The 18,830-nt window shown below is 60.7% G+C and carries 23 protein-coding genes; 13 read left to right on the top strand and 10 right to left on the bottom strand.

The annotated features are described in order from the left end of the window. Positions 1-4: 4 nt before the first annotated feature. From AC1D10_RS08645 to AC1D10_RS08625, 5 genes are all read right to left on the bottom strand, one after another. Positions 5-469: a DUF302 domain-containing protein gene (locus AC1D10_RS08645; protein ID WP_477270597.1), complete on the bottom strand. Its 465-nt coding sequence runs from the start codon at positions 467-469 to the stop codon at positions 5-7. Positions 470-505: 36 nt separating this feature from the next. Beyond that, complete coding sequence (locus tag AC1D10_RS08640) at positions 506-1,708, bottom strand: MFS transporter (RefSeq protein ID WP_477270595.1); 1,203 nt, start codon at positions 1,706-1,708, stop codon at positions 506-508. A 90-nt stretch (positions 1,709-1,798) separates the two neighbouring features. Continuing rightward, a complete protein-coding gene (locus AC1D10_RS08635; protein WP_477270593.1) occupies positions 1,799-2,281 on the bottom strand; it encodes a cupin domain-containing protein in 483 nt (160 codons plus the stop codon). A 194-nt stretch (positions 2,282-2,475) separates the two neighbouring features. Further along, positions 2,476-3,390: a LysR family transcriptional regulator gene (locus AC1D10_RS08630; RefSeq protein ID WP_477270591.1), complete on the bottom strand. Its 915-nt coding sequence runs from the start codon at positions 3,388-3,390 to the stop codon at positions 2,476-2,478. 234 nt (positions 3,391-3,624) lie between these two features. Continuing rightward, positions 3,625-4,020 (bottom strand): hypothetical protein, encoded by a 396-nt coding sequence (locus tag AC1D10_RS08625; RefSeq protein ID WP_477270589.1) that lies wholly within the window; start codon positions 4,018-4,020, stop codon positions 3,625-3,627. 112 nt (positions 4,021-4,132) lie between these two features. Between AC1D10_RS08625 and AC1D10_RS08620 the strand changes: the two genes are divergently transcribed. From AC1D10_RS08620 to AC1D10_RS08600, 5 genes are all read left to right on the top strand, one after another. After that, positions 4,133-4,978, top strand: coding sequence for a patatin-like phospholipase family protein (locus AC1D10_RS08620; protein WP_477270587.1), 846 nt, complete (start codon positions 4,133-4,135; stop codon positions 4,976-4,978). A 231-nt stretch (positions 4,979-5,209) separates the two neighbouring features. Then, the gene (locus tag AC1D10_RS08615; RefSeq protein ID WP_477270585.1) at positions 5,210-5,479 is read left to right on the top strand and encodes a BufA1 family periplasmic bufferin-type metallophore; all 270 of its coding nucleotides are present in this window, start codon (positions 5,210-5,212) and stop codon (positions 5,477-5,479) included. 44 nt (positions 5,480-5,523) lie between these two features. Further along, positions 5,524-6,552: an MNIO family bufferin maturase gene (gene bufB / locus AC1D10_RS08610; RefSeq protein WP_477270583.1), complete on the top strand. Its 1,029-nt coding sequence runs from the start codon at positions 5,524-5,526 to the stop codon at positions 6,550-6,552. Further along, positions 6,539-7,324: an HvfC/BufC family peptide modification chaperone gene (locus tag AC1D10_RS08605; RefSeq protein WP_477270581.1), complete on the top strand. Its 786-nt coding sequence runs from the start codon at positions 6,539-6,541 to the stop codon at positions 7,322-7,324. The genes bufB and AC1D10_RS08605 overlap by 14 nt, the downstream gene beginning before the upstream one ends. 74 nt (positions 7,325-7,398) lie before the next feature. After that, positions 7,399-7,809, top strand: a complete 411-nt coding sequence (locus tag AC1D10_RS08600) for a DoxX family protein (RefSeq protein ID WP_477270579.1) — start codon at positions 7,399-7,401, stop codon at positions 7,807-7,809. Positions 7,810-8,515: 706 nt separating this feature from the next. On the opposite strand, the gene AC1D10_RS08595 is transcribed toward AC1D10_RS08600, so the two are convergent. Together AC1D10_RS08595 and AC1D10_RS08590 are read right to left on the bottom strand one after the other, a co-directional pair. Then, complete coding sequence (locus AC1D10_RS08595) at positions 8,516-8,905, bottom strand: MAPEG family protein (RefSeq protein ID WP_477270577.1); 390 nt, start codon at positions 8,903-8,905, stop codon at positions 8,516-8,518. Positions 8,906-9,047: 142 nt separating this feature from the next. Further along, positions 9,048-9,962, bottom strand: coding sequence for a LysR family transcriptional regulator (locus AC1D10_RS08590; RefSeq protein ID WP_477270575.1), 915 nt, complete (start codon positions 9,960-9,962; stop codon positions 9,048-9,050). Positions 9,963-10,082: 120 nt separating this feature from the next. Between AC1D10_RS08590 and AC1D10_RS08585 the strand changes: the two genes are divergently transcribed. The 4 genes from AC1D10_RS08585 to AC1D10_RS08570 all read left to right on the top strand — a co-directional run bounded on the left by AC1D10_RS08585 (position 10,083) and on the right by AC1D10_RS08570 (position 12,305). Beyond that, on the top strand, positions 10,083-10,628 hold the full coding sequence (locus AC1D10_RS08585; RefSeq protein WP_477270573.1) for a carboxymuconolactone decarboxylase family protein: 546 nt from the start codon (positions 10,083-10,085) through the stop codon (positions 10,626-10,628). 224 nt (positions 10,629-10,852) lie between these two features. Continuing rightward, on the top strand, positions 10,853-11,350 hold the full coding sequence (locus AC1D10_RS08580) for a DoxX family protein (protein WP_477270571.1): 498 nt from the start codon (positions 10,853-10,855) through the stop codon (positions 11,348-11,350). Beyond that, entirely contained in the window at positions 11,347-11,787 is a 441-nt protein-coding gene (locus tag AC1D10_RS08575; RefSeq protein ID WP_477270569.1) for a GNAT family N-acetyltransferase, read from the top strand. The genes AC1D10_RS08580 and AC1D10_RS08575 overlap by 4 nt, the downstream gene beginning before the upstream one ends. Then, positions 11,784-12,305, top strand: coding sequence for a GNAT family N-acetyltransferase (locus AC1D10_RS08570; RefSeq protein WP_477270567.1), 522 nt, complete (start codon positions 11,784-11,786; stop codon positions 12,303-12,305). Before AC1D10_RS08575 ends, AC1D10_RS08570 begins: the two co-directional genes overlap by 4 nt. Positions 12,306-12,330: 25 nt before the next feature. Here AC1D10_RS08570 and AC1D10_RS08565 read toward each other — a convergent pair whose 3' ends face one another. From AC1D10_RS08565 to AC1D10_RS08555, 3 genes are all read right to left on the bottom strand, one after another. Continuing rightward, complete coding sequence (locus AC1D10_RS08565; protein WP_477270565.1) at positions 12,331-13,689, bottom strand: chloride channel protein; 1,359 nt, start codon at positions 13,687-13,689, stop codon at positions 12,331-12,333. A gap of 190 nt (positions 13,690-13,879) precedes the next feature. Next, entirely contained in the window at positions 13,880-14,179 is a 300-nt protein-coding gene (locus tag AC1D10_RS08560) for a hypothetical protein (protein ID WP_477270563.1), read from the bottom strand. Positions 14,180-14,313: 134 nt separating this feature from the next. Beyond that, positions 14,314-15,219, bottom strand: coding sequence for a LysR family transcriptional regulator (locus tag AC1D10_RS08555; RefSeq protein ID WP_477270561.1), 906 nt, complete (start codon positions 15,217-15,219; stop codon positions 14,314-14,316). Positions 15,220-15,396: 177 nt separating this feature from the next. Between AC1D10_RS08555 and AC1D10_RS08550 the strand changes: the two genes are divergently transcribed. The 4 genes from AC1D10_RS08550 (at position 15,397) to AC1D10_RS08535 (ending at position 18,470) form a co-directional block, all read left to right on the top strand. Beyond that, positions 15,397-16,473 carry a class I SAM-dependent methyltransferase gene (locus AC1D10_RS08550; protein ID WP_477270559.1) on the top strand — a complete coding sequence of 359 codons (1,077 nt, stop codon included), beginning with the start codon at positions 15,397-15,399 and terminating at the stop codon, positions 16,471-16,473. A gap of 42 nt (positions 16,474-16,515) precedes the next feature. Further along, a complete protein-coding gene (locus AC1D10_RS08545) occupies positions 16,516-16,815 on the top strand; it encodes a putative quinol monooxygenase (protein WP_477270557.1) in 300 nt (99 codons plus the stop codon). Between the two features lie 143 nt (positions 16,816-16,958). Then, positions 16,959-17,597 carry a DUF1326 domain-containing protein gene (locus AC1D10_RS08540; protein ID WP_477270555.1) on the top strand — a complete coding sequence of 213 codons (639 nt, stop codon included), beginning with the start codon at positions 16,959-16,961 and terminating at the stop codon, positions 17,595-17,597. 9 nt (positions 17,598-17,606) lie between these two features. Continuing rightward, a complete protein-coding gene (locus AC1D10_RS08535) occupies positions 17,607-18,470 on the top strand; it encodes a DUF2182 domain-containing protein (RefSeq protein WP_477270553.1) in 864 nt (287 codons plus the stop codon). The last annotated feature ends 360 nt before the right edge of the window (positions 18,471-18,830 follow it).

Below are 18,830 nucleotides of genomic sequence, written 5' to 3'. Positions count from 1 at the left end.
ACGCTCAGTTCTTCCTGATCGTCGAGGTCACGGACTGGATGACCTCGGTCGCCATCTTGAACTGCGGGGCGCGGTCCGTGATGCCATGACGCTTGGCGATCCAGTCGAAATCGCTATAGGCGGCGTAAACCGTGCCATCCGCGGTCTGGTAGACCAGCACGCGCACCGGCCAGTCGAGACCGGCTTCGGGATTGGATGTGATGAAGGTTGTGCCGAGCGCCGGGTTGCCGAACATCACCAGCCGCGATGGCCTGACATCGTTGCCGGCATTGTTGCCAAGCTTTGCCTGGTCGATGACGCCGAAGAACTTGATGCCTTTCTTGAGGACATCCTTCTTGATGCGGGCGACGGTTTCAGTGACGGAATAGTCGCTCTTCACCGTAACGACGCCGTCCGAAGCGGCAGCCGGGACGACGATCGCCACAATCATGGCGGCGCCGGCAAACAACGTTTTCAGGTAAGTGGTCATGTCAGTCTCCTTTGTTGGATGGTCAAATTTCGGATGCTAGATCTTTGACGTTTGCAGCATGCGCGCGATCACGATCGCACCGGCAAGGACCGTGGCGAGCACCGCCACACATGCGGTCCAGCCGATCCGGTCGTAGATTTGGCCGATGACGAAGCTGCCGGCGAGCCCACCCGCATAGTAGGAGGCGAGGTAGATACCGCTTGCGGCGGCTCGGTCGCGCGAGGCGGTCCGGCTGACATGCCCCGTGGCTATCGCCTGCGCCAGGAAGGTGCCGATGGCGACCAGTGCCATCCCTACAAGAACGATCGGCAGGCGGGGCACGATCAGCAGAAGCAAACCCAGGACCGCCAGCGCAAGCGTAACGCTGATGCCGATCCGTGGGCCAAGGCTCGCAGCGACGCGCCCGGCGAGCGGCGTGGTCAGCATGGAGGGCAGGAAGACGAAATACACCAGCCCCAGCGCCATCGGCGACAGTGATAGCGGCGCGGCGACGAGTTGGAAGTTCACATAGGTGAACGTGCCGATGAAGACGAAGAGGATCAGGAAGGCGATCACGAAGCAGGCGCGCAACTCGGCGCTTTCCAGCGGGCCTTTCCAAGTCGTGTTGGCGAGACCGCCCTTCGCGTCGGCGCACATCATTGCGGATGTCCTTTGCAGCGTGAACCAGACAAGAGCGGCACCAAACAGATTGAGGGCGGCGAAGGTCAGGAAGTTGGTGGAGATGCCGAACGTGTCAGCAACGGCGGCCGACATTAGCCGTCCGAAGAAATTGCTGGCGACATTGCCCGTTACATAGGCAGCGAGCGCACTGGTCGTCTGCCGTGCGGAGAAATGTTCGGCCAGGTAGGCCATCGTCAGCGTGAACGCAGTCGACATGCATAGGCCTTGCGCTACGCGCAGCAGGGCGAAGACGACTATGCTGTCGGTCTGCGAAAGCAGTGTCGTCGGGATCGCCAATATGGCCAGGCTGATCCAGATGCCGTTGCGGCGATCAATCCCGCGCCCGAATAGGGCAACGGCGATACCTGCCACCGCCATGCCGAATGTGCTGGCGTTGACGGCGAAGCCCATGGTTGCACGGCTGACGCCGAATTTTATCACCAGTGAGGGCAGTATTGCCTGGGTGGCGAACAGATCGACAAGCGTAAGAAATGCGATCAGCGCAACAAGGCCAAAGCGCCAACTATCTGTGGCCACCGTGTGCAACCGCGCCGTCTCTGTCTGTTCACTGGTTGTCATGACGAGGCTCCGTGGCCGGACGTCCCCAGGTGATCACCTGAGGACGCGCTTTCGGTTGCTGAGGTGGGATTGTTCGCCGAAATGTTCGGATCACATCATGTGGTCGTCGGGCATCGCGGGCGGCAGGACGTCGGCGGAATAGAGCACGGCGGGCACCTTGCCGTTGTTCTTCCACCAATGGGCGAGCTGGCCGAACTCGGCGGTCACATCGCCAGCCGGGTGCTCGATGCCCACTTTACAGGTGCTGCGATATTCGGTGATCGAACCTTCGACGATGAGGATGTTGGCCGGGCGCAGATTGTGCTCATGCCATGGCACGACGCCGCCGGGCTGAACGACGAGCTTGCGAAGACGCAGCATGTTACCTTTCCAGGCCTCGCCCTTGCTGCTCAGATCGATGGCCGAGAGAACCGTGTCGACAACGCCAACCGGTTTGCTGGGATGTTCCTGGATATCGGTCGTTGCGGCCTGACCGGCAGGGCAGTCGCCGGCGAAGGCCGGAGCAGAGGAAAATGCAGCGGTTGCCGAAAGCAGACCTGCCGCAAACGCAAGGGTGAGTTTCTTGGTAGCCATCTTGTATTTCTCCTTTGTCGGTGCCCAAACGCGGGAGGCGGGGCATGACGGGGAGAGTGACCGGAGCGACCAGAAAAGAGAAATGCTGACTGGCTCTCAAATCGATACCTGAAAGCTATCGTCGAACGTCGCGAGAGCATAAAAAAGCGTACGACAAGACTTATCGCGCGCTACCAGAATTTGATCGTTTTGCTTCAGGCTGCGGTCTTGTGGATCGCCTGGACTATTGCGCTCTCAGGCCAGCCATGCGCCTTGACGCTGTTCACGAAGGCCGACGCCGCGGGCGAGAACCTGCGCCCCGCGACGACGACCAGAGACACCTCCCGCCAGACTTCGGGGTCTATAACCGGCCGGACCTGCAGGCCCGGGATAACTGCGCTAAATTCAGGGATGAAGCAGATTCCGAGGCCCCCCGAAACCATGTTCTGGATCCAGTCCTCGCGTTCGCTGGCATAGGAAATCCTGAGCTTGACGCCACGATCATTGCAAAGACCAGCAAGATGATCGCGATACTCGCAATTGAGGCGCCTGAGATAATTTTCGCCGTCGAGTTCGGAAATGGCAACATTGTCGTTGCGGGCCAGTCGATGACCGTTGGGAAACGCGAGGACAAAGCGCTCGCGATAGAGCGGTGTGACGTCGAACCGGTCTGGGAAGCTGTCGCTCGACGCCATGATGGCGACGTCGATCTCGCCAGACTCCAGAAGTTGCGAGAGCGATGCCGGCACGCCCTCAACCAGTTGCAGCTGGATGCCCTGCTGCCGCCGGTTGAAGTCAGTCAGCAAGCCGGTGAAGCGACGGGGCCCGATGGTGCACATGACGCCAACCTTCAGGTTGGCGTTTTCCAGGCACAGAAACCTCGATGCCTCCCGCCGCACTCCAGTCAGTTCGTCGAGGATCTGCTGAAAACGGGGGCGAAGCAGCACGCCCAGGTCGGTCAGGTGGGTCAAGCTTCGTTCGCGGCGAAACAGTAGCCCTCCGACCTCCTCCTCGAGTTGCTGGATGGCGCGGGACAGAGCCGGCTGAGTGACGTTGCACTTTTCGCCTGCGCGCGTGAAATTTCGCGTCTCGCACACGGCCAGGAAGTAGCGGATGTGGTGAATGTCCATGCCGATTTGTCCCCAATTGCACGAGGTTGTTCGCGCTTCGGAGACTGCCGCAAGGCTTGCTTTGGCGCCAATGCAGTGCGGCTATAAAGTCGATAGCGGTCCGTCATGGCGCCGCGACAGCGCGCCGCGGACTGCTTGCGTTGCGCAGCAGCTGGCCATCACAAAAGACGGTGGCGAGCAGACCGCTCGCCATCGTGACATCATTCCTGTGTTGCCCGGCACGGTCGGTGCACCTCAGTTGGCGCCGCCAAGCGCCAACACATTGGCGCAGAACGCTGCGTGCGGCTTGCTCATGGCTGCGTCATTGCACATCTTCATCATCTTGTCCCGATCACCCCGGGGCGCAGCTCGCCAAGCCTTTTTGAAACCGGCCATCGGCTTCATCGTTTTCATGCCGGCATCGCTATAGAATGACGGCAGCGACGCCAGATCGCTGAAGGCATCGGCGGATGCAGGCCCGGCTAAAAGAGCGAGGGCGAACGCCCCCAAACAGACATTTCGTATTCTCATGACAAGCTCCTCTTGGTGCTTAAGGCCTGCCGGCGACCGTAGTGGCGCCAGCTCCAGTGCAAGATCGCGGGATACTCGCCAGCCTCGCAAACCTTGCGGCGCGGAAGAGATTGCCGCCAATGCAATCTGCCTATGGAGTTCATGCCACCTTGGCATTTCGCCAATGAAGGATCATGCGGCAGTGTCTCCATCAAACGCCTCGCCTGGCGTTCTTCGGGAGGAGACTCAAAAGATGCAAATCCAGGCCGCAACCAACCAAGCCTTTATTGCCGGTGCGAAACTGGTGATTGAAGACCGCCAGCCGATCGACATTACGCTGGCAAGCGACGCACACGGCGCATTTGTCTGGGGCGTGCTCGATCGCCTGCTGGATGAGCCTCGCCTTTCCTTCCGCACCATCACTGCATCCGGTTTCGGAGGCATGGAGGCGGCGGTTCTTGCCTACGGACTGGCTCTGGGCGGCAGGCGTGGGGCAAGGACCGCGCTCACCAATTTCTGGCGGCGCGTCAGCCATGCAACGATGTTCGCGACCGTTACGGCCAATCCGCTGAGGTCGATCCTGGAACAGTCGATCGACATTGACGAGTTGCACAAGAAGAACTGCCCGTTGAAGCTCAACATCCTGGCTTCGAACGCCCGCACCGACACCGTCACGATTTTCTCCGGCGACCAGTTGTCGATCGACGCGATCCTGGCGGGAGCGACAGTCCCATTCCTCTTTCCGGCCGTGGAAATCGATGGCGATCCATATTGGGGCGAAGGCGATTTTTTGGCCTTGCCGCCCGTGCAGCCGATCGAGGGTGGGCAATGGCTGATTGTAAGCGGCAAACCCTCCACCTGCATCACGCCTTGTGCGACTTACCGTCCCGCCGCAAATGCCGTGAACTCTGTGTCTGTCCACACCATCTTCGACAGACACAGAACAAGTGCTGCCTTGTTTGCCAGGCCTTGGACCGACTGGGGAGAATTGACCGACATGCGTGACCGCGGACGGCAGCAGGCCGAGGACTGGCTTCTCGCCGACCATCCAAGCTTGAGCGAAAACTCAGTCGTCCACAGCAAAAATCTATACGTCTAGGCGCCTCCCTCCGCCTAGTCGCGCCTGCTTCGCTCCGCTCACGAAGTGCAGGCGCAAAAGCCCTCCGGTTCCTCGCCGGAGGGCTTTTGCTCGTCATCCTCCTCAACATAGTGACCGCGTATCAAATCCATGCCGAGACAGCATTTCAGCTTCATCGCGCGTTCGACGACACTGCTTGCAGACAGGCCGCCAGGTCAGTCTTCCCTCGAAACGCAACCAGGAGAAACGACCGTGATCAACACCAAGACCCTTATCGGAACGGCCCTCGCGGCCGCCACCTCGCTTGCCGCAACTGCAGCCTATAGCGGCCCGGCCGCTCAGCCCAACTTCTCGTTCGAGAAGTGCTACGGCGTCGTCAAGGCCGGCCAGAACGACTGCCAGACCGCGACGCACTCATGCGCGGGCACCTCGACCGCCGACAACCAGCCGGATTCCTGGCTCTACGTGCCAGCCGGAAGCTGCGCCAAGATCACCGGCGGCAGCGACAAGCCGAAAGCCTGACCGACGCAAACTTCAAGCCAACCCCTTTGGAAAGGAGCAGACCGATGTCCCATGCATTTCAGCCCCTTACGATCCCGGCATCCGCGGGCATCGGTCTGCGCTCTCCTCACATCAGCGAGATGCTGAGCCGCAGACCCTCCGCCGGATGGCTCGAAGTGCATGCCGAGAACTATATGGGCGACGGCGCCGCCGTCGAGGCGCTTGAACGGCTGCGCCAGATATATCCGCTGTCAGTTCACGGTGTTGGGCTGTCCCTGGGCAGCGCACAGGGGGTGGACCGCGATCATCTGGAAAGGCTGCGCAAGGTCTGCGAGCGGTTCCAGCCTGATCTCGTTTCGGAGCATCTTGCCTGGAGCGTTGCCGACGGCGCCTATCTCAACGACCTGCTGCCGCTTCGCTATGACGAAGAGGCGCTGGCGATTGTGGTGCGCAACGTGGTGACCGTCCAGGACACTCTGAAGCGGCAGGTGCTGATCGAAAATCTGTCCGCCTATGTCGCGTTTGCGGATTCCTCCATGAATGAAGCTGAATTTCTGGCCGAGCTGGTGGCGCAAACTGGCTGCGGCCTGCTGCTGGACGTCAACAATGTCCAGGTCTCGGCGCACAATCTCCAATACGACGCAAAGACCTTCATCGACGCTTTGCCCGCCGATGCCATCGGTGAGATCCACCTTGCCGGTCACGCGACCAATCAGGTCGGCGGCGACACCGTGCTCATCGACGATCACGGCTCTCGTGTGCCGCCAGTTGTCTGGGGGCTCTATCACCATGCCATCAGCCATCTCGGGCCGCGCCCTACGCTGATCGAATGGGATACCGACGTTCCGATTCTCGACGTGTTGCTCGGCGAAGCTATGTGGGCCGACATGCTCTCCGCTTCGATTATGTTCAGCCGCAAGCTGGCCGCAAGGCAGACCGTCCCAACCATGGTCCTGCCAGTGTCCAGCCTGCCAACTTTCGAAAGCACGCGAACCAGCATGCCTGTGCTTGCGGCGTTTGCCGCTGCCAGAGCCAAACCGGCCATGCACATGGCCTTGCCGACAATCGAGGGAGGATATCATGCTGCCGCTTGAACATCTGCAGACCATCGTGGCGCGGTCGGTTCTGGCGATGGAGCCTCTGATCGACGCGAAAATGCTGACCGCTGGCAAGGCCGACCCAATGGCTCGCCTGCGCATCTACCAGAACAACACGCGCAGTTCGTTGACCGCCGTGCTGATGGCCGTCTTCCCTGTTACGGCCCGCCTCGTCGACGAACGTTTCTTCCGCTTCATGGCGAGCGAGTTCATTCGACGGCATCCGCCGGCGGAGTCACGCCTGGCGCGTTATGGCGCGGGCTTCCCTCGCTTCCTGAAGACCATCGACACCCTGTCCGACATGCCGATCGTCGCCGAGACGGCTCGGCTCGAATGGGCCATTGCCGAAGCGCTCGATACAGCTTCGCTGCCGGCCCGCAGTCTCGCCGAATACGACAGCACCGACCTTGGACTGGCGCCGGATATCCTGCTCCAGCCTTCACTGCGAATGATCGTCTCCCACTGGTCGATCCTGTCGGTATGGATGGAGCATCAACAGGAGACGGCGGTCGATGAAAAAATCACCTGGACAAGGCGCCCCGAACGGGTGGCGCTGTGGAGGTCGGGGAACTACGTGCGGCTTTTTCTGCTCGACCGCGCGAGCTTCGCCTTCTGGCATTCGCTGAAGCACGGCTTCGGCCTTGAGCATGCCACTGGCCGCGCCTTGGCGCTCGACCCGGCCTTCGACCTGGTTTCAGCGCTTGTGCGTCTGTTCCGCGACAGGCTCGTCACCGACGTGCGCGTCCCGCTGCACCCTCTCTCAAACTGAAGGAGACGATCATGACTGCGATACCGGAATATTCCACGCCCCGCCCTGCCGGCCTTGTTGGTCTTTACCGACGAATGATCAAGTTGCCGGAGCGTATCCCATTTTCGCTGGTCCAGCTCGCAGCTCGAGTCGCGATTGCGCATGTCTTCTGGCAGTCCGCACAATCGAAGCTGGCGTCCTGGCCGGTGACGCTGCAGCTGTTCGCCAGCGAATACAATCTACCGCTCATCGATCCGTCGATCGCGGCGCCGCTGGCGACAACAGCAGAGATCACCGGGGCGGTGTTGCTTTTCCTGGGGCTGTTCTCGCGTCTCGGCGCGCTGATGCTGCTCGGCGTCGTTTCGGTTATTCAGATCTTTGTTTTTCCGGAGAACTGGGCCGAACACCTGCTGTGGGCCTCGCTGCTGCTTCTCGTGCTGACCCGTGGCGCCGGCGTCTTCTCGTTTGACTACGTTGCCGACCGTATCACCAGCCAGAGTAAGTGAGGAAACCGCAAGCCATTACGATGCGAGCGCCGGTCTTTGATGCAGTCGCATTTCCCTTACAACAGCCCACTGCCAGCGCGTTCCAAGACGATGTCGTTGCTGTCGGGGGGGAACGGAGCCCTCGCGCGTCCTGGACGCCATCTCACTGCGGGCTTGCACAAGATCGCCCTCTGCGCAATTGATCCCGCCTTGCATGCGCTCCTGGGGTGCGCAATGCTAACAGGATGGTCGGAAGGAAGTCGATGTTGAAGCGCCTCGTGGCAACCTGTGTGATAGGGTTGTCGGCGTGTCCCGCGTTAGCCCAACATCAAATGAACCGGGAAGAGACCATCGCGCAAGTCGCGGCAGATATAGCGTTTATCGAGGAGACGCTGCCGTCATATAGGATTTCCAACGGCGAAATCGCTCCGGAGGTTCTGCGAGAGAACCTTCAAAGGGCCGTTACGAGGGCGATGGCGCTTCGCGATCGACTTGCTTCCAATCCCTACGTTCGCGTTTCGGGGCTTACGATAGGATACCCCGCCGGCTTGACCATCCAATTGTCGTTCCCCGATCAAACTCCCTGATTTCGCAGCCGCAAAAGCCTTGTTGGGCCGGTGTTTTCGCAAAGCGGAAGGCGATTTTGGTTGGACCCCATACAGTGCCGCTTCCATGATAACGCAATTGAGACCTGAGCAGGCCGCATATTCGATGGGCCAACCATGGATCAGATGAGTGAAAGAAGGACCATGACGATCCCGAGCGCAGCCACGTTCCATACGAGGGAGCGTAAGAGAAAAACCCCTGCTGCGTATAATGCGAGATAGGCGATAAGAGCCCAAAAATAGAGCTGAACACCCCACTCGGTCATCCAGCTGTGCGTGGCTGTCAGATGTGCGATCAGAACAGCTGCAGCGAACAGAGGAAACGTCTCGACGAAATTCTGCAGCGCTCGGGCCAGTCGGCCCGCAAGCCCGGTCAATTCTGGCACGGCCTCGTCCCGTGAGCCGGCCGTCCAAGCATAACCACGTTGCAGGCTTGCAGCATGCGAGGCTAGGATAATTTGCACTAATCCCAGCCCTATGCTGAACGCGAGCAACTTGAGCTCAAGTGTCATTTCGGTCCTTCACATGCTTGATGCCGCGCCTGCGGTGACGGCTATCATATCGTCCCCGCAACTCAAGGAACAGACGCGGCCAAGGCTTCGCACGCAATGGTAGGACGTGAGTTCGGCACGGCCGTGAGAGACCGCCTCGCCATCAGTCATGCTTTGGCGGCACCAGGGCTTTGCGCAAACGCGGGGCTACAAAATCAAGAAAGAATCGCATCTTGAGTGGCAAAAGTCCCTGACCTGCATGGACGAGACTGACCGCCATGGGTGCCGGTTCGAACTCTTCAAGAACGGCCACCAGCTTTCCCTGTTCCATCGCCTTTGCCGCTTGATAGGAGAGGACCCTGGTGACGCCTACACCTGCAATGGCAGCGTCGATCGCGGCTTCCGCGGTATTCACTGACAGGCGTGACCGGATCGCTACGGTCTGCTCAGCGCTTGAGATTGGCGTGGCAAAACGCCAGGACGTGGCGGACGCCACAACATCAAACGTGACGCAAGAGAGTCCGGAGAGATCGGCCGGCGTCCTCGGCAGGTCGTGGTCGGCAAAATAGGTCGGACTGCCGCAAACCACACTGCGCACGGATCCTACCCGCGTCGCCACCATGCTGCTATCTGGCAAGGGGCCAATCCGCACAGCCATGTCGACATGATCGTCGACGAGATTCACATTGCGGTCTGACAAAACCAACCGGACATTGATGTCCGGAAAGCGCGCCAAGAAATCATTTATCGTCGGCAACACATGTAGCCGCCCGAATACAACGGGTGCCGTAATAATCAGATCGCCCTTTGGCACGTTGTATTCGCCCGAAGCAGTTCGCTCCGCCTCGCCCACCTGCTCCAGGATTCGCCTGGAGGCTGCGACGTAGGCGGCTCCGCTCTCGGTGAGGATAAGTCGGCGTGTCGATCGGACGAGCAGGCGGGTGTGGAGATAGGCTTCCAATTCCGCCACCTTGCGACTGACAGTTGGAAGCGGTGTTCCAAGTTTCCGCCCTGCTGCTGAGAGACTGCCGGTTTCGACGGCGGCAATCAGAATTGACATGGCTTCTAGGCGGTCCACGCGCAAGCCCTTCCATATATTGAGAGGTCATATCTCCTAGGTATCCAATACTCTCACCACCTGGAAGATAATAGATAGCTCCTGTCGCATCGACATCATCGAACAGGAGAGGCTTATAAAATGTCCCGCATTGCCATCCCGACCCGTGAAGCAGCCCCGACCGCCTCGCAACCCATTCTAGACGCCGTGAACAAGCAGCTTGGCGTCGTGCCCGGCCTTTTCCGCCTCGTATCCATAAGCCCTGCAGCTCTGACGGGCATGACCAGCCTGTCTGGTGCGCTCACCAAAGCACTGGACGTGAAGACCCGCGAGCGCATTGCATTAGCCGTTGCCCAGGTGAACGGCTGCGACTACTGCCTGTCCGCTCATACCTATCTCGGTCTTAATCTGGCAAAGATCAGCCCCGAGGAGATCGCGCTCAACCGCAAGGGCAGGTCGAGCGATCCCAAGGCTGACGCGGCGGTGCGTTTCGCGGCCAGGGTGGCGGTGACCCGCGGCAAGGTAACGGACGCCGAGATTGCCGCCGTGAAATCGGCGGGTTTTACCGAGGCTCAAGTTATCGAGATTGTCGCCATCGTAGCCGAGAACTTCCTGACCAATCTCATCAACAATGTTGCCGGGACCGATATCGACTTTCCCGTCGTTCTCGCCGCCGAAGCTGCCTGACCGACCCCGCTCCACATTACGCCCGGTCCGCCGCCTAGGGTGGGCCGGGCGATTTCGGATCTGGTCTCGTGGAGGCTCCGGCAGCGGCGGTAACGATGCCGTGAGGCTGTAACGGTCGGTTCCCATGGGGCGAATAAGAGGCCGTCTCCCTAGCGCGCCATAGCGCGCTTTTTTCGAATAGTGCCGAACCTCAGGCACACCGCCCAAAGAAAGGTATACCGGGAATGCATCTCAGTGGACTCGTCACGAGAACTAGACTCTTCTCGTCCACCACAGCCGGATGGGCGCCGTTGCCGATAAGGTTGATCGTGGGCTTTGGCTTCCTTGCCCATGGCTATGCCAAACTCAGCAGAGGGCCGGGAAGCTTTGGCGTCGTGCTTCAGACACTCGGAGTCCCTGAGCCTCAAGCGCTAGCATGGTTGACAACGCTGGTTGAACTTGTCGGCGGCGGTGCTGTCTTGGCGGGCGCATTCATTCCACTCGTTAGCGTGCCGATGGCGATCGTGCTTTTGACTGCATTGTTCACGGTCCATTCCCAGTATGGGTTCTTCTCGGTGAAGTTTGCTGAGGTGACGGCCGAGGGGATCCGGTTCGGGCCTGTTGGCTACGAAATCATCTTGCTTTACCTCGCCGGCCTTGCAACGCTTGCAGTAGGCGGTCCTGGCCGTTTGTCGCTTGAGACGGTCTTGTCTCGACCCAAGGGAATCGAGCGCTCGAAATGACCACCCTTGCCCAACCCCAGCACGATCTTTCGGCAATTGAGATCGACGCCTTCGAAGACAGGATCTACGCCTACAACCGGGAAGCTGTAGGGCGTGATGACGCTCAGGGCCTTGGCTTTGTGATCCGCGACGCGGTTGGACGCATCGTCGGCATTGCAACGGGATTTTCATGGGCAGGCACTTCCGAACTCAAACAGATGTGGATCGACGAGGCGCATAGGGGACGTGGCTATGCGCGAGCGTTGTTGAACGCCTTCGCGGCCGAGGCCGAGGCTCGAGGCGTTCGTCGGATTTGGGTGCAGAGCCATGATTTCCAAGCGCCAGGAATGTATGAAAAATCCGGCTTCGTGCGCGTAGCTGAGTTTGCGGATTGGCCCGAGGGACACTCCAACGTCATTCTCTGCAAAATACTTGAAGAGCCGACTGCAACCCAATGACCACCATCCGAATTGCGCAAGACCCTGACGCGGAAGCACTACCCGATATCGAACAGTCCGCGGGTGAAGCTTACCGTGGGGTCGAGGAGCTTGCCTGGATTGCCGATGACGATAACCAGACCGTCGAGCGCCACCGTGAACTCATCGCCAGGGGCACGTGCTGGGTCGCGGCGGAGCTCGACGACCCGCCGGTCGCATTCCTGAGCGCGGAGATCCAGGATGACACATTGCACATCTGGGAACTTGCCGTGCGCCTTGATCGACAACGCTCGGGTATCGGACGCGCCTTGCTAGAAAAGGCCGTTGCGGATGCGAGGCGTCGTCGCCTTGTCGCTATTACCCTGACGACGTTCCGAGACGTGATCTGGAACGCGCCATTTTGCCAGAAGCTGGGCTTTCGGGTGATGGATGACGCGCAGGCCGGAGAGCGGCTTCGACAGGTGCTGCGCCGAGAGGTCGAACACGGAATGCCGGCAAGCCGACGTTGCGCCATGCGCCTTATGCTCACTGAAGTTTGAGCTTACCGGCAACTCAAACTGGGCTCTACGCGGCAGAGTCGAATGTTTCAAGATTTCTGGATCTTCTGCGCCGGATCGCCTCGGCGATGAACAGGCGAGATAGGGCGTGGTAAAGCGGCTCGTTCGAAATCAATCGCGCTGTCCCATAGCCCAGCATCGATGCGCACATCAGCGCAATGACATTGTCGTGGTTGCCGGTCATTTCGAGGATAATGACGAAGGCCGTCATCGGAGCCTGGACAACGCCGGCAAAATAGCCAGCCATGCCAAGCAGCGCAGCGGTGCCGGTGGCGGCGCCGAGGAGTAGGCCAAGCGCGCTGCCAAGGCCGGCTCCTACGGCTAACGATGGCGCGAAGATGCCGCCCGGAATGCCCGAAACCATCGAGAGCAGGCCAGCCGCGAATTTCTCAGCAAAGAAAAACGCCGGCAGCGGCGTGCCTTCGATGGCTCCCCGCGCCTGAGCATAGCCGGTGCCGAAGGTGAGGCCATTCGAGGCGATCCCGATGGCGGCCACCGCCAGCCCGCAAATGCTTGCCACAACCATTGTGCGCCAGAGCGGCTGCAACGCGTTCCAGCGCCGGATGCGGCGCATCGCTTTCAGCGCCAGCAGAGAAAATAGCGCGCCGACACCGCCGCCGATGATGCCGCAGGCAAGCACCAGCGGCCAGTCGCTGGCAAAGGAAACTGTTTCTTTGGCGACGCCGAAGTATGTGTAGTTTCCGACCAGGCCCAATGATGCGAGTCCAGCGAGGATCACCGCCGTTAGCACCAGCCCATTGGTGCGGGATTCATAGGCGCGGCCCATCTCCTCGATAGCGAAGACAATGCCGGCAAGCGGTGTGTTGAAGGCAGCCGCTATGCCGGCCGCGGACCCGGCCAGGATCAGTCCGCGCGCCTGCCCCATGCCGCCCCAGCGCGCGACCTGCAGCATCAGGGAGGCGCCGACCTGCACTGTCGGTCCCTCGCGACCAATTGAAGCCCCGCAGCCTAGACCGACGACGGTGAGCGCGATCTTGCCCACCACCAGCCGCAACGACAGGATGTGGCCGCGGTCTTCGTCATCGCGCAGATGGCGCGCGGCGATCGCCTGCGGAATGCCGCTGCCCTGCGAGCCCGGAAAGAAGGAATGCGCAAGCCAGGCGCAGAGAACGAAGCCGAGCGGCGTTAGCACCAATGGCAGGTAAAAGCGCCAGCCGCTACCGCTGTCGATAACGGTATGGAATAGCGCCTGTGCTTGGTCGGCAAGGATCGCGAACAGCACGCTGATCAGCCCGATCGAAATGGCACCTGCCCAGAAGACAATGCGCGGCTGCCAGACGCGTCGCGAAACCCACATCGCCTGCGAGCGCCGCAGCATCGGATGTCGTCGCGATAAGCGTGCCATGTTGGGTCCCTTCGTAATAGACCCGGCCTAACACACCCACCGAGCCGATCAACCTTGCGAAGCAAAAGCTATGGCTGGCGAGGATCAGCAACCACGGCAGTGACATGGTCTCGATGGCGCAGGATCGATCGGACATCCCGCCGGCGCGCGTGCCGGCGGGATGGAAGCATTGACTGGGCGCGATGACTCCTCACATCGCCATTTTTTCACACTCGGCCTGGGCCTTCTTGGTCGACGTATCGACCATGTAGGTTTTGCCCTTGGCGTCGGTCATCATCATCATGCAATGCTTGATCGGCTTGGCCATTTTCATCATTTCGGCGCTCATCTTGGCGTCCGGCATCATGGTGCCCATATGCCCATCGGGCATGACGGCTGTCACTTGCCCGCCCTTCATCATGGACATCGTGCCCATTGTGTCTTCGGCGAATGCCTGCGAGGCGCAAAGAGCGGCAATGCTGACGGCGACAAAGATTTTGAACGAATGCATTCGGAATACTCCCATTTTTTGAGGGGCAGAGTTGCCCCATTCTGGGCTTCGCTGGAAATTAGGGTCAGTTACATCGACACGAAGATGTGATCGTATGGCGCCTGTTTGCTGAGGCGGAAGGCGGGACTGCGGACTTAGAGACCAGTCGATTCCGCCGTCATCGGTATGTGCCAGTCATACTCCATCACCGCCTTAGCAAATGCGGAGATGGCGGGCGAAGGCAGGCGATCCGCGACGGAGACCAGTGACACCTCGCGCACGATCTCTGGGTCGACGACCAGCCTGTGGCAGACGCCCGGCTGGCTGGCGGAGAATTCCGCGATGAAGCAGACGCCCATTCCCGCGGCTACCATAGCCAGGATCCAGTCCTCGCGCTCGCTGCGATAGGCGCTCTTGATCTCGAAGCCGAGGTTTTGGCAGAGCTCGTCGATGCGATTGCCGTATTCGCAGTTGATACGTTCGAGATAGGGCTCGTTGCGCACGTCCGTCAGTTGCAGCGTGTTCCGCGTCTCGAACGGATGCCCGGTTGAGAAGGCCAGCCCGAAGCGCTCCGTATAGACCTGCTCCGCCCTCAGCCGATGATCGAACGGCTCCGGGCGCGCCAAGAGCGCGATGTCCAGCTTGCCCTGTAGCAAAAGGTCGGTGAGGTGGTCAGCGGCGCCTTCGATTACGGTCACCTCGATTCCGGGAAACCGCTCGCGGAATGCATTGAGGAAGCCGATAAAGCGCAGCGGTCCGATAGTGCACATGACACCGAGCGTCACCGGCGCCGTCTCAAGCGACAGAAAGCTTCTAGCGGTGCGCCTGGCATGCTCCGCGCGCTGCGCGATCTCGTCGAGATGACTCCGCATCAAGCGACCGAAATCGCTGAGCTGGACATGGCCCTTGTCGCGATGGAAGAGCATTCCGCCGAGTTCGGCTTCCAGTTTCTGGATGGCGCGCGTCAGTGCTGGCTGAGTGACATGGACCAGGTCGGCCGCGCGGCGGAAGTTGAGTGTCTGGCAAGCGGCCAGGAAGTATCGGATTTCGTGCATTTCCATGGCACACCCCGCTTGATGCTGATGTCCGGTATGCATCACCGCAATTAGAATTTGGCATTATCGGCGACCCCTATCCTTAGGTAAACTTTCCATGCGCGTCCATGGCGAGCCGCCAGGCTGGGTATTGGGCGTGCCGCCAAAGGGCGAGCAGTTGGATCGAGCCGGAGGGATCAGCCAATGCTGGAGCGCAATCAAGAAAGGCAGCCGGACCAGGAGAAGCTGGAAGCGCTTCTTGGAAAAATGGTCGGCGATCTGGGCGCCATCACCACGGGCGCTGCGGTGCTGCTGGGAGACAGGCTCGGCTTGTTTTCGGCAATGAGCGGGGGCAGCAAGATGACCGCTGGACAGCTTGCCAAAAAGACCGGCACGCAGGAGCGGCTGGTCCGCGAATGGCTTTCGGCGCAGGCCGCCGCCGGCTATGTCGAATATGACGAGGCCAGCGACTGCTTCTACCTCAGCCCCGAGCAGGAACAGGTCTTCGTCAACGAGGACAGCCCGGCTTTCATGGCCGGCGCCTTCGAGGTCGTCTCGGCACTATGGCTTGACGAAGAAAAGGTGCGGCAGGCCTTTCGCTCGGGCAAGGGGGTGGGCTGGCACGATCACAGCGCCTGCCTGTTTCGCGGCACGGAACGGTTCTTCCGCCCCGGCTACAACGCCAATCTGATCGGCTCCTGGCTGCCGGCGCTCGATGGCACGGTCGAGAAGCTGGAGCGTGGCGTAGACGTCGCCGACGTCGGCTGCGGCCACGGCGCATCAACCGTGCTCATGGCCAAGGCATTCCCGAATTCGCGCTTCACCGGCTTCGACTATCATGCCCCGTCGATCGAACGGGCGCGCGCCGCCGCCAAGGAAGCCGGCGTCGCCGGCAACACAAGCTTCGAAGTGGCGGCGGCCAAGGACTTTCCAGGCACGTACGATCTCGTCGCCTTCTTCGACTGCCTGCACGACATGGGCGATCCGGAAGGTGCTGCCAGGCATGTGCACAAGGCGCTGAAGCCGGACGGCACATGGATGATCGTCGAACCCTTCGCCCATGACAAGCTTTCAGCGAACCTCAATCCGGTCGGCCGCATCTATTACGCCGCCTCGACCTTCATCTGCACACCTGCCTCGCTATCGCAGGAGGTTGGGCTCGGCCTCGGCGCCCAGGCGGGCGAGGCCAGACTGCGCAAGGTGGTTACGAGCGGCGGCTTCCGCCGCTTCCGCCGCGCCACCGAGACGCCATTCAACATGGTCCTGGAGGCCCGACCGTAAGCCTGGTCGATTTATCAATTTGGCTATGGATTGGAGGAAGGCATGACCGCTTGCAATGTCGTTCGGTTTCGCACCAAGCCCGGCAAGGAACAGGCCTTCATCGACGCGCACAAGAAGGCGAGCCTCGACGTCAAGGGATTCCGAAAGGCCGAACTGATCAAGACGGGTGACCGCACCTTCTGTGTTGTCGGTGAATGGAATGACATGGACAGCCTCGCGGCGGCGCGGCCGCAGATGATTGGCCTTCTGGATACAATGCGCGACATGCTGGAGGATCTCGGCGGCGACCTCGGCGTGACGGATCCCGTCTCCGGAACGGTGGTTGTCGAAATCGGGAGCTGAAGTGGTCCAGTTGCAGGCTTGGTGTGAACCGCTCGACCACCAATGTGGGGGCCTTTCCATCAAAGTCAGCGAGCGACGCACGAACTGCTGGAGCGCGACCAATCTTCGGCGTATAACTAGGGCCAATCTCCGGAGGACGAGCCATGAATGCAGTGCCTCAATGGCGGCTCGCAGGCGACTGGTTCGACATCTGCAGCTGCGATATCCCTTGCCCTTGCGAGTTCGCCCAGCGGCCAACCGGCAATCACTGCCAGGGCGTGCTCGCCTGGCATGTGCGTGAGGGTCAGTATGGCGGCGTGAAGCTCGACGGCCTGACGCTGGTGGCGCTCGGCGAGTTCGAAGGCAATCTGTGGGCCGGCGAGGCAAAGGCCGTGATGGGCATGTATCTCGACGAGAAGGCTGATGAGCAGCAGCGCGAAGCCCTGCAGGTGATCTTCGGCGGCCACGCCGGCGGCTGGCCGGCGGGCTTTGCCGCCAATATCGGGGAGATGCGTGGCATGGAGTTCGTGCCAATCACTTTCGACGTGGCGGGCGACCTGGCCACCTGGCGGGTCGAAATTCCTGGTCTCGTCGTTGGACGCGCAGAGGCGCTTTCCGGTCCGACCACACCACCCGGCAAGCGAGTGCAGACGATCAACCCGCCGGGTTCGGAGGTCGGCCCGGGCCAGGTTGCCACCTGGGGGCGTTCTGTCGAAGTGAGCACCAAGGGCTTCGGGCTCGACTGGACTGGCACGGCCCGCTCAAGCAAGCACATTCCGTTCGACTGGACCGGCCCGAACTAGGGCGTGACAATGGCTGACGCGTTCCCCAGGAAGTCGCGGCGGTTCACCCGGAATCTGCGCGGGATCCCGCTCGGTCTACTCGCATCGCTCGTCGGGCTGACAGCAGCGGCGTGGACGCTCACCCTCTACCAGACATTCAGCATGGATATGCCCATGGGCATTGCCGTGCGCGGCGGTATGGAGGGTATGGAAGGCATGGCTGGCATGGCGATGGCCGGAATTGCCGCCGACGACTGGTCATTTGCCGGCGCCGCCGCTTTTCTTGCTGTGGGGACCGTGATGATGGCGGCTATGATGCTGCCAGCCGCGGCGCCCATGATATTTATGTTCGCGGCGGCGCAGGCTAGGCGCGAACAACATGTGGCCATCCCGACGTGGACCTTCGTCGCGGGCTATCTGCTCGTCTGGGCGGGGGCGGGCCTTCTCGTATATGTCCTGGTCCAGCTCGGTAGCGACGTTGCAACGAGCCTCGATCCGCCCCAGCGTGCGAAATGGGCACCGCTCGCGCTCGGCGCCACGCTTGGCATCGCCGGGCTCTATCAATTCACGACCCTCAAGCACATTTGCCTCAGCCATTGCCGTTCGCCGCTCGCTTTCGTTGCGCAGCACTGGCGCGACGGGCGTGTTGGCGCGCTCAAGATGGGGCTGCGCCATGGTCTCTATTGCTTTGGCTGCTGCTGGGCGCTGTTTGCCGTGCTGGTCGCGACCGGCGTGATGAGCGTCGCCTGGATGTTGCTTTTGACGCTGCTCGTCTTCGTCGAGAAGCTGCTGCCCCGTGGCCGCCGCTTCGAAGGTAGTTTGGGGATTGCTTTGGTGGCCCTCGGGATCGTTGTATCGCTCGGGGCGATCGATATGCCTTGGATGATCGGCTAGACGAATAGAGGCATAAGCATCTCAGCTGTGCCGGCAGACGCTTTCGACGGCAATCCATTCGCATCGCGCTGGTTTTTAGTTGGCTGTCGCGAGACAAGCTTGAGTATCCGGTATGACGGTAGTCGACGATCGTCTTCTCGAAAGCCGAACGGCAAGCGCCTCCGAGCATTTGAGCCTGCCGCCAAAATCACAACCCGCCTAATTGCACGTCGTTGCCGCCGATTACCGCACGAATCGTTGCAGGGTCTTTCGAAGCCGCGAGTAGTGAGCTACGTGTGACGGGTGCCATCGACGAGACGGAGAAAATTGACGAACAGGCCCAAAACCATTTTGCCCAGAAGCCATAGGTTTACCCGATAG

It is taken from the genome of Mesorhizobium sp. P2_A8, from assembly GCF_056404935.1.
The sequence above is the reverse complement of the archived record's forward strand: the minus strand, read 5'-3'. Positions and strand labels throughout refer to the sequence as shown.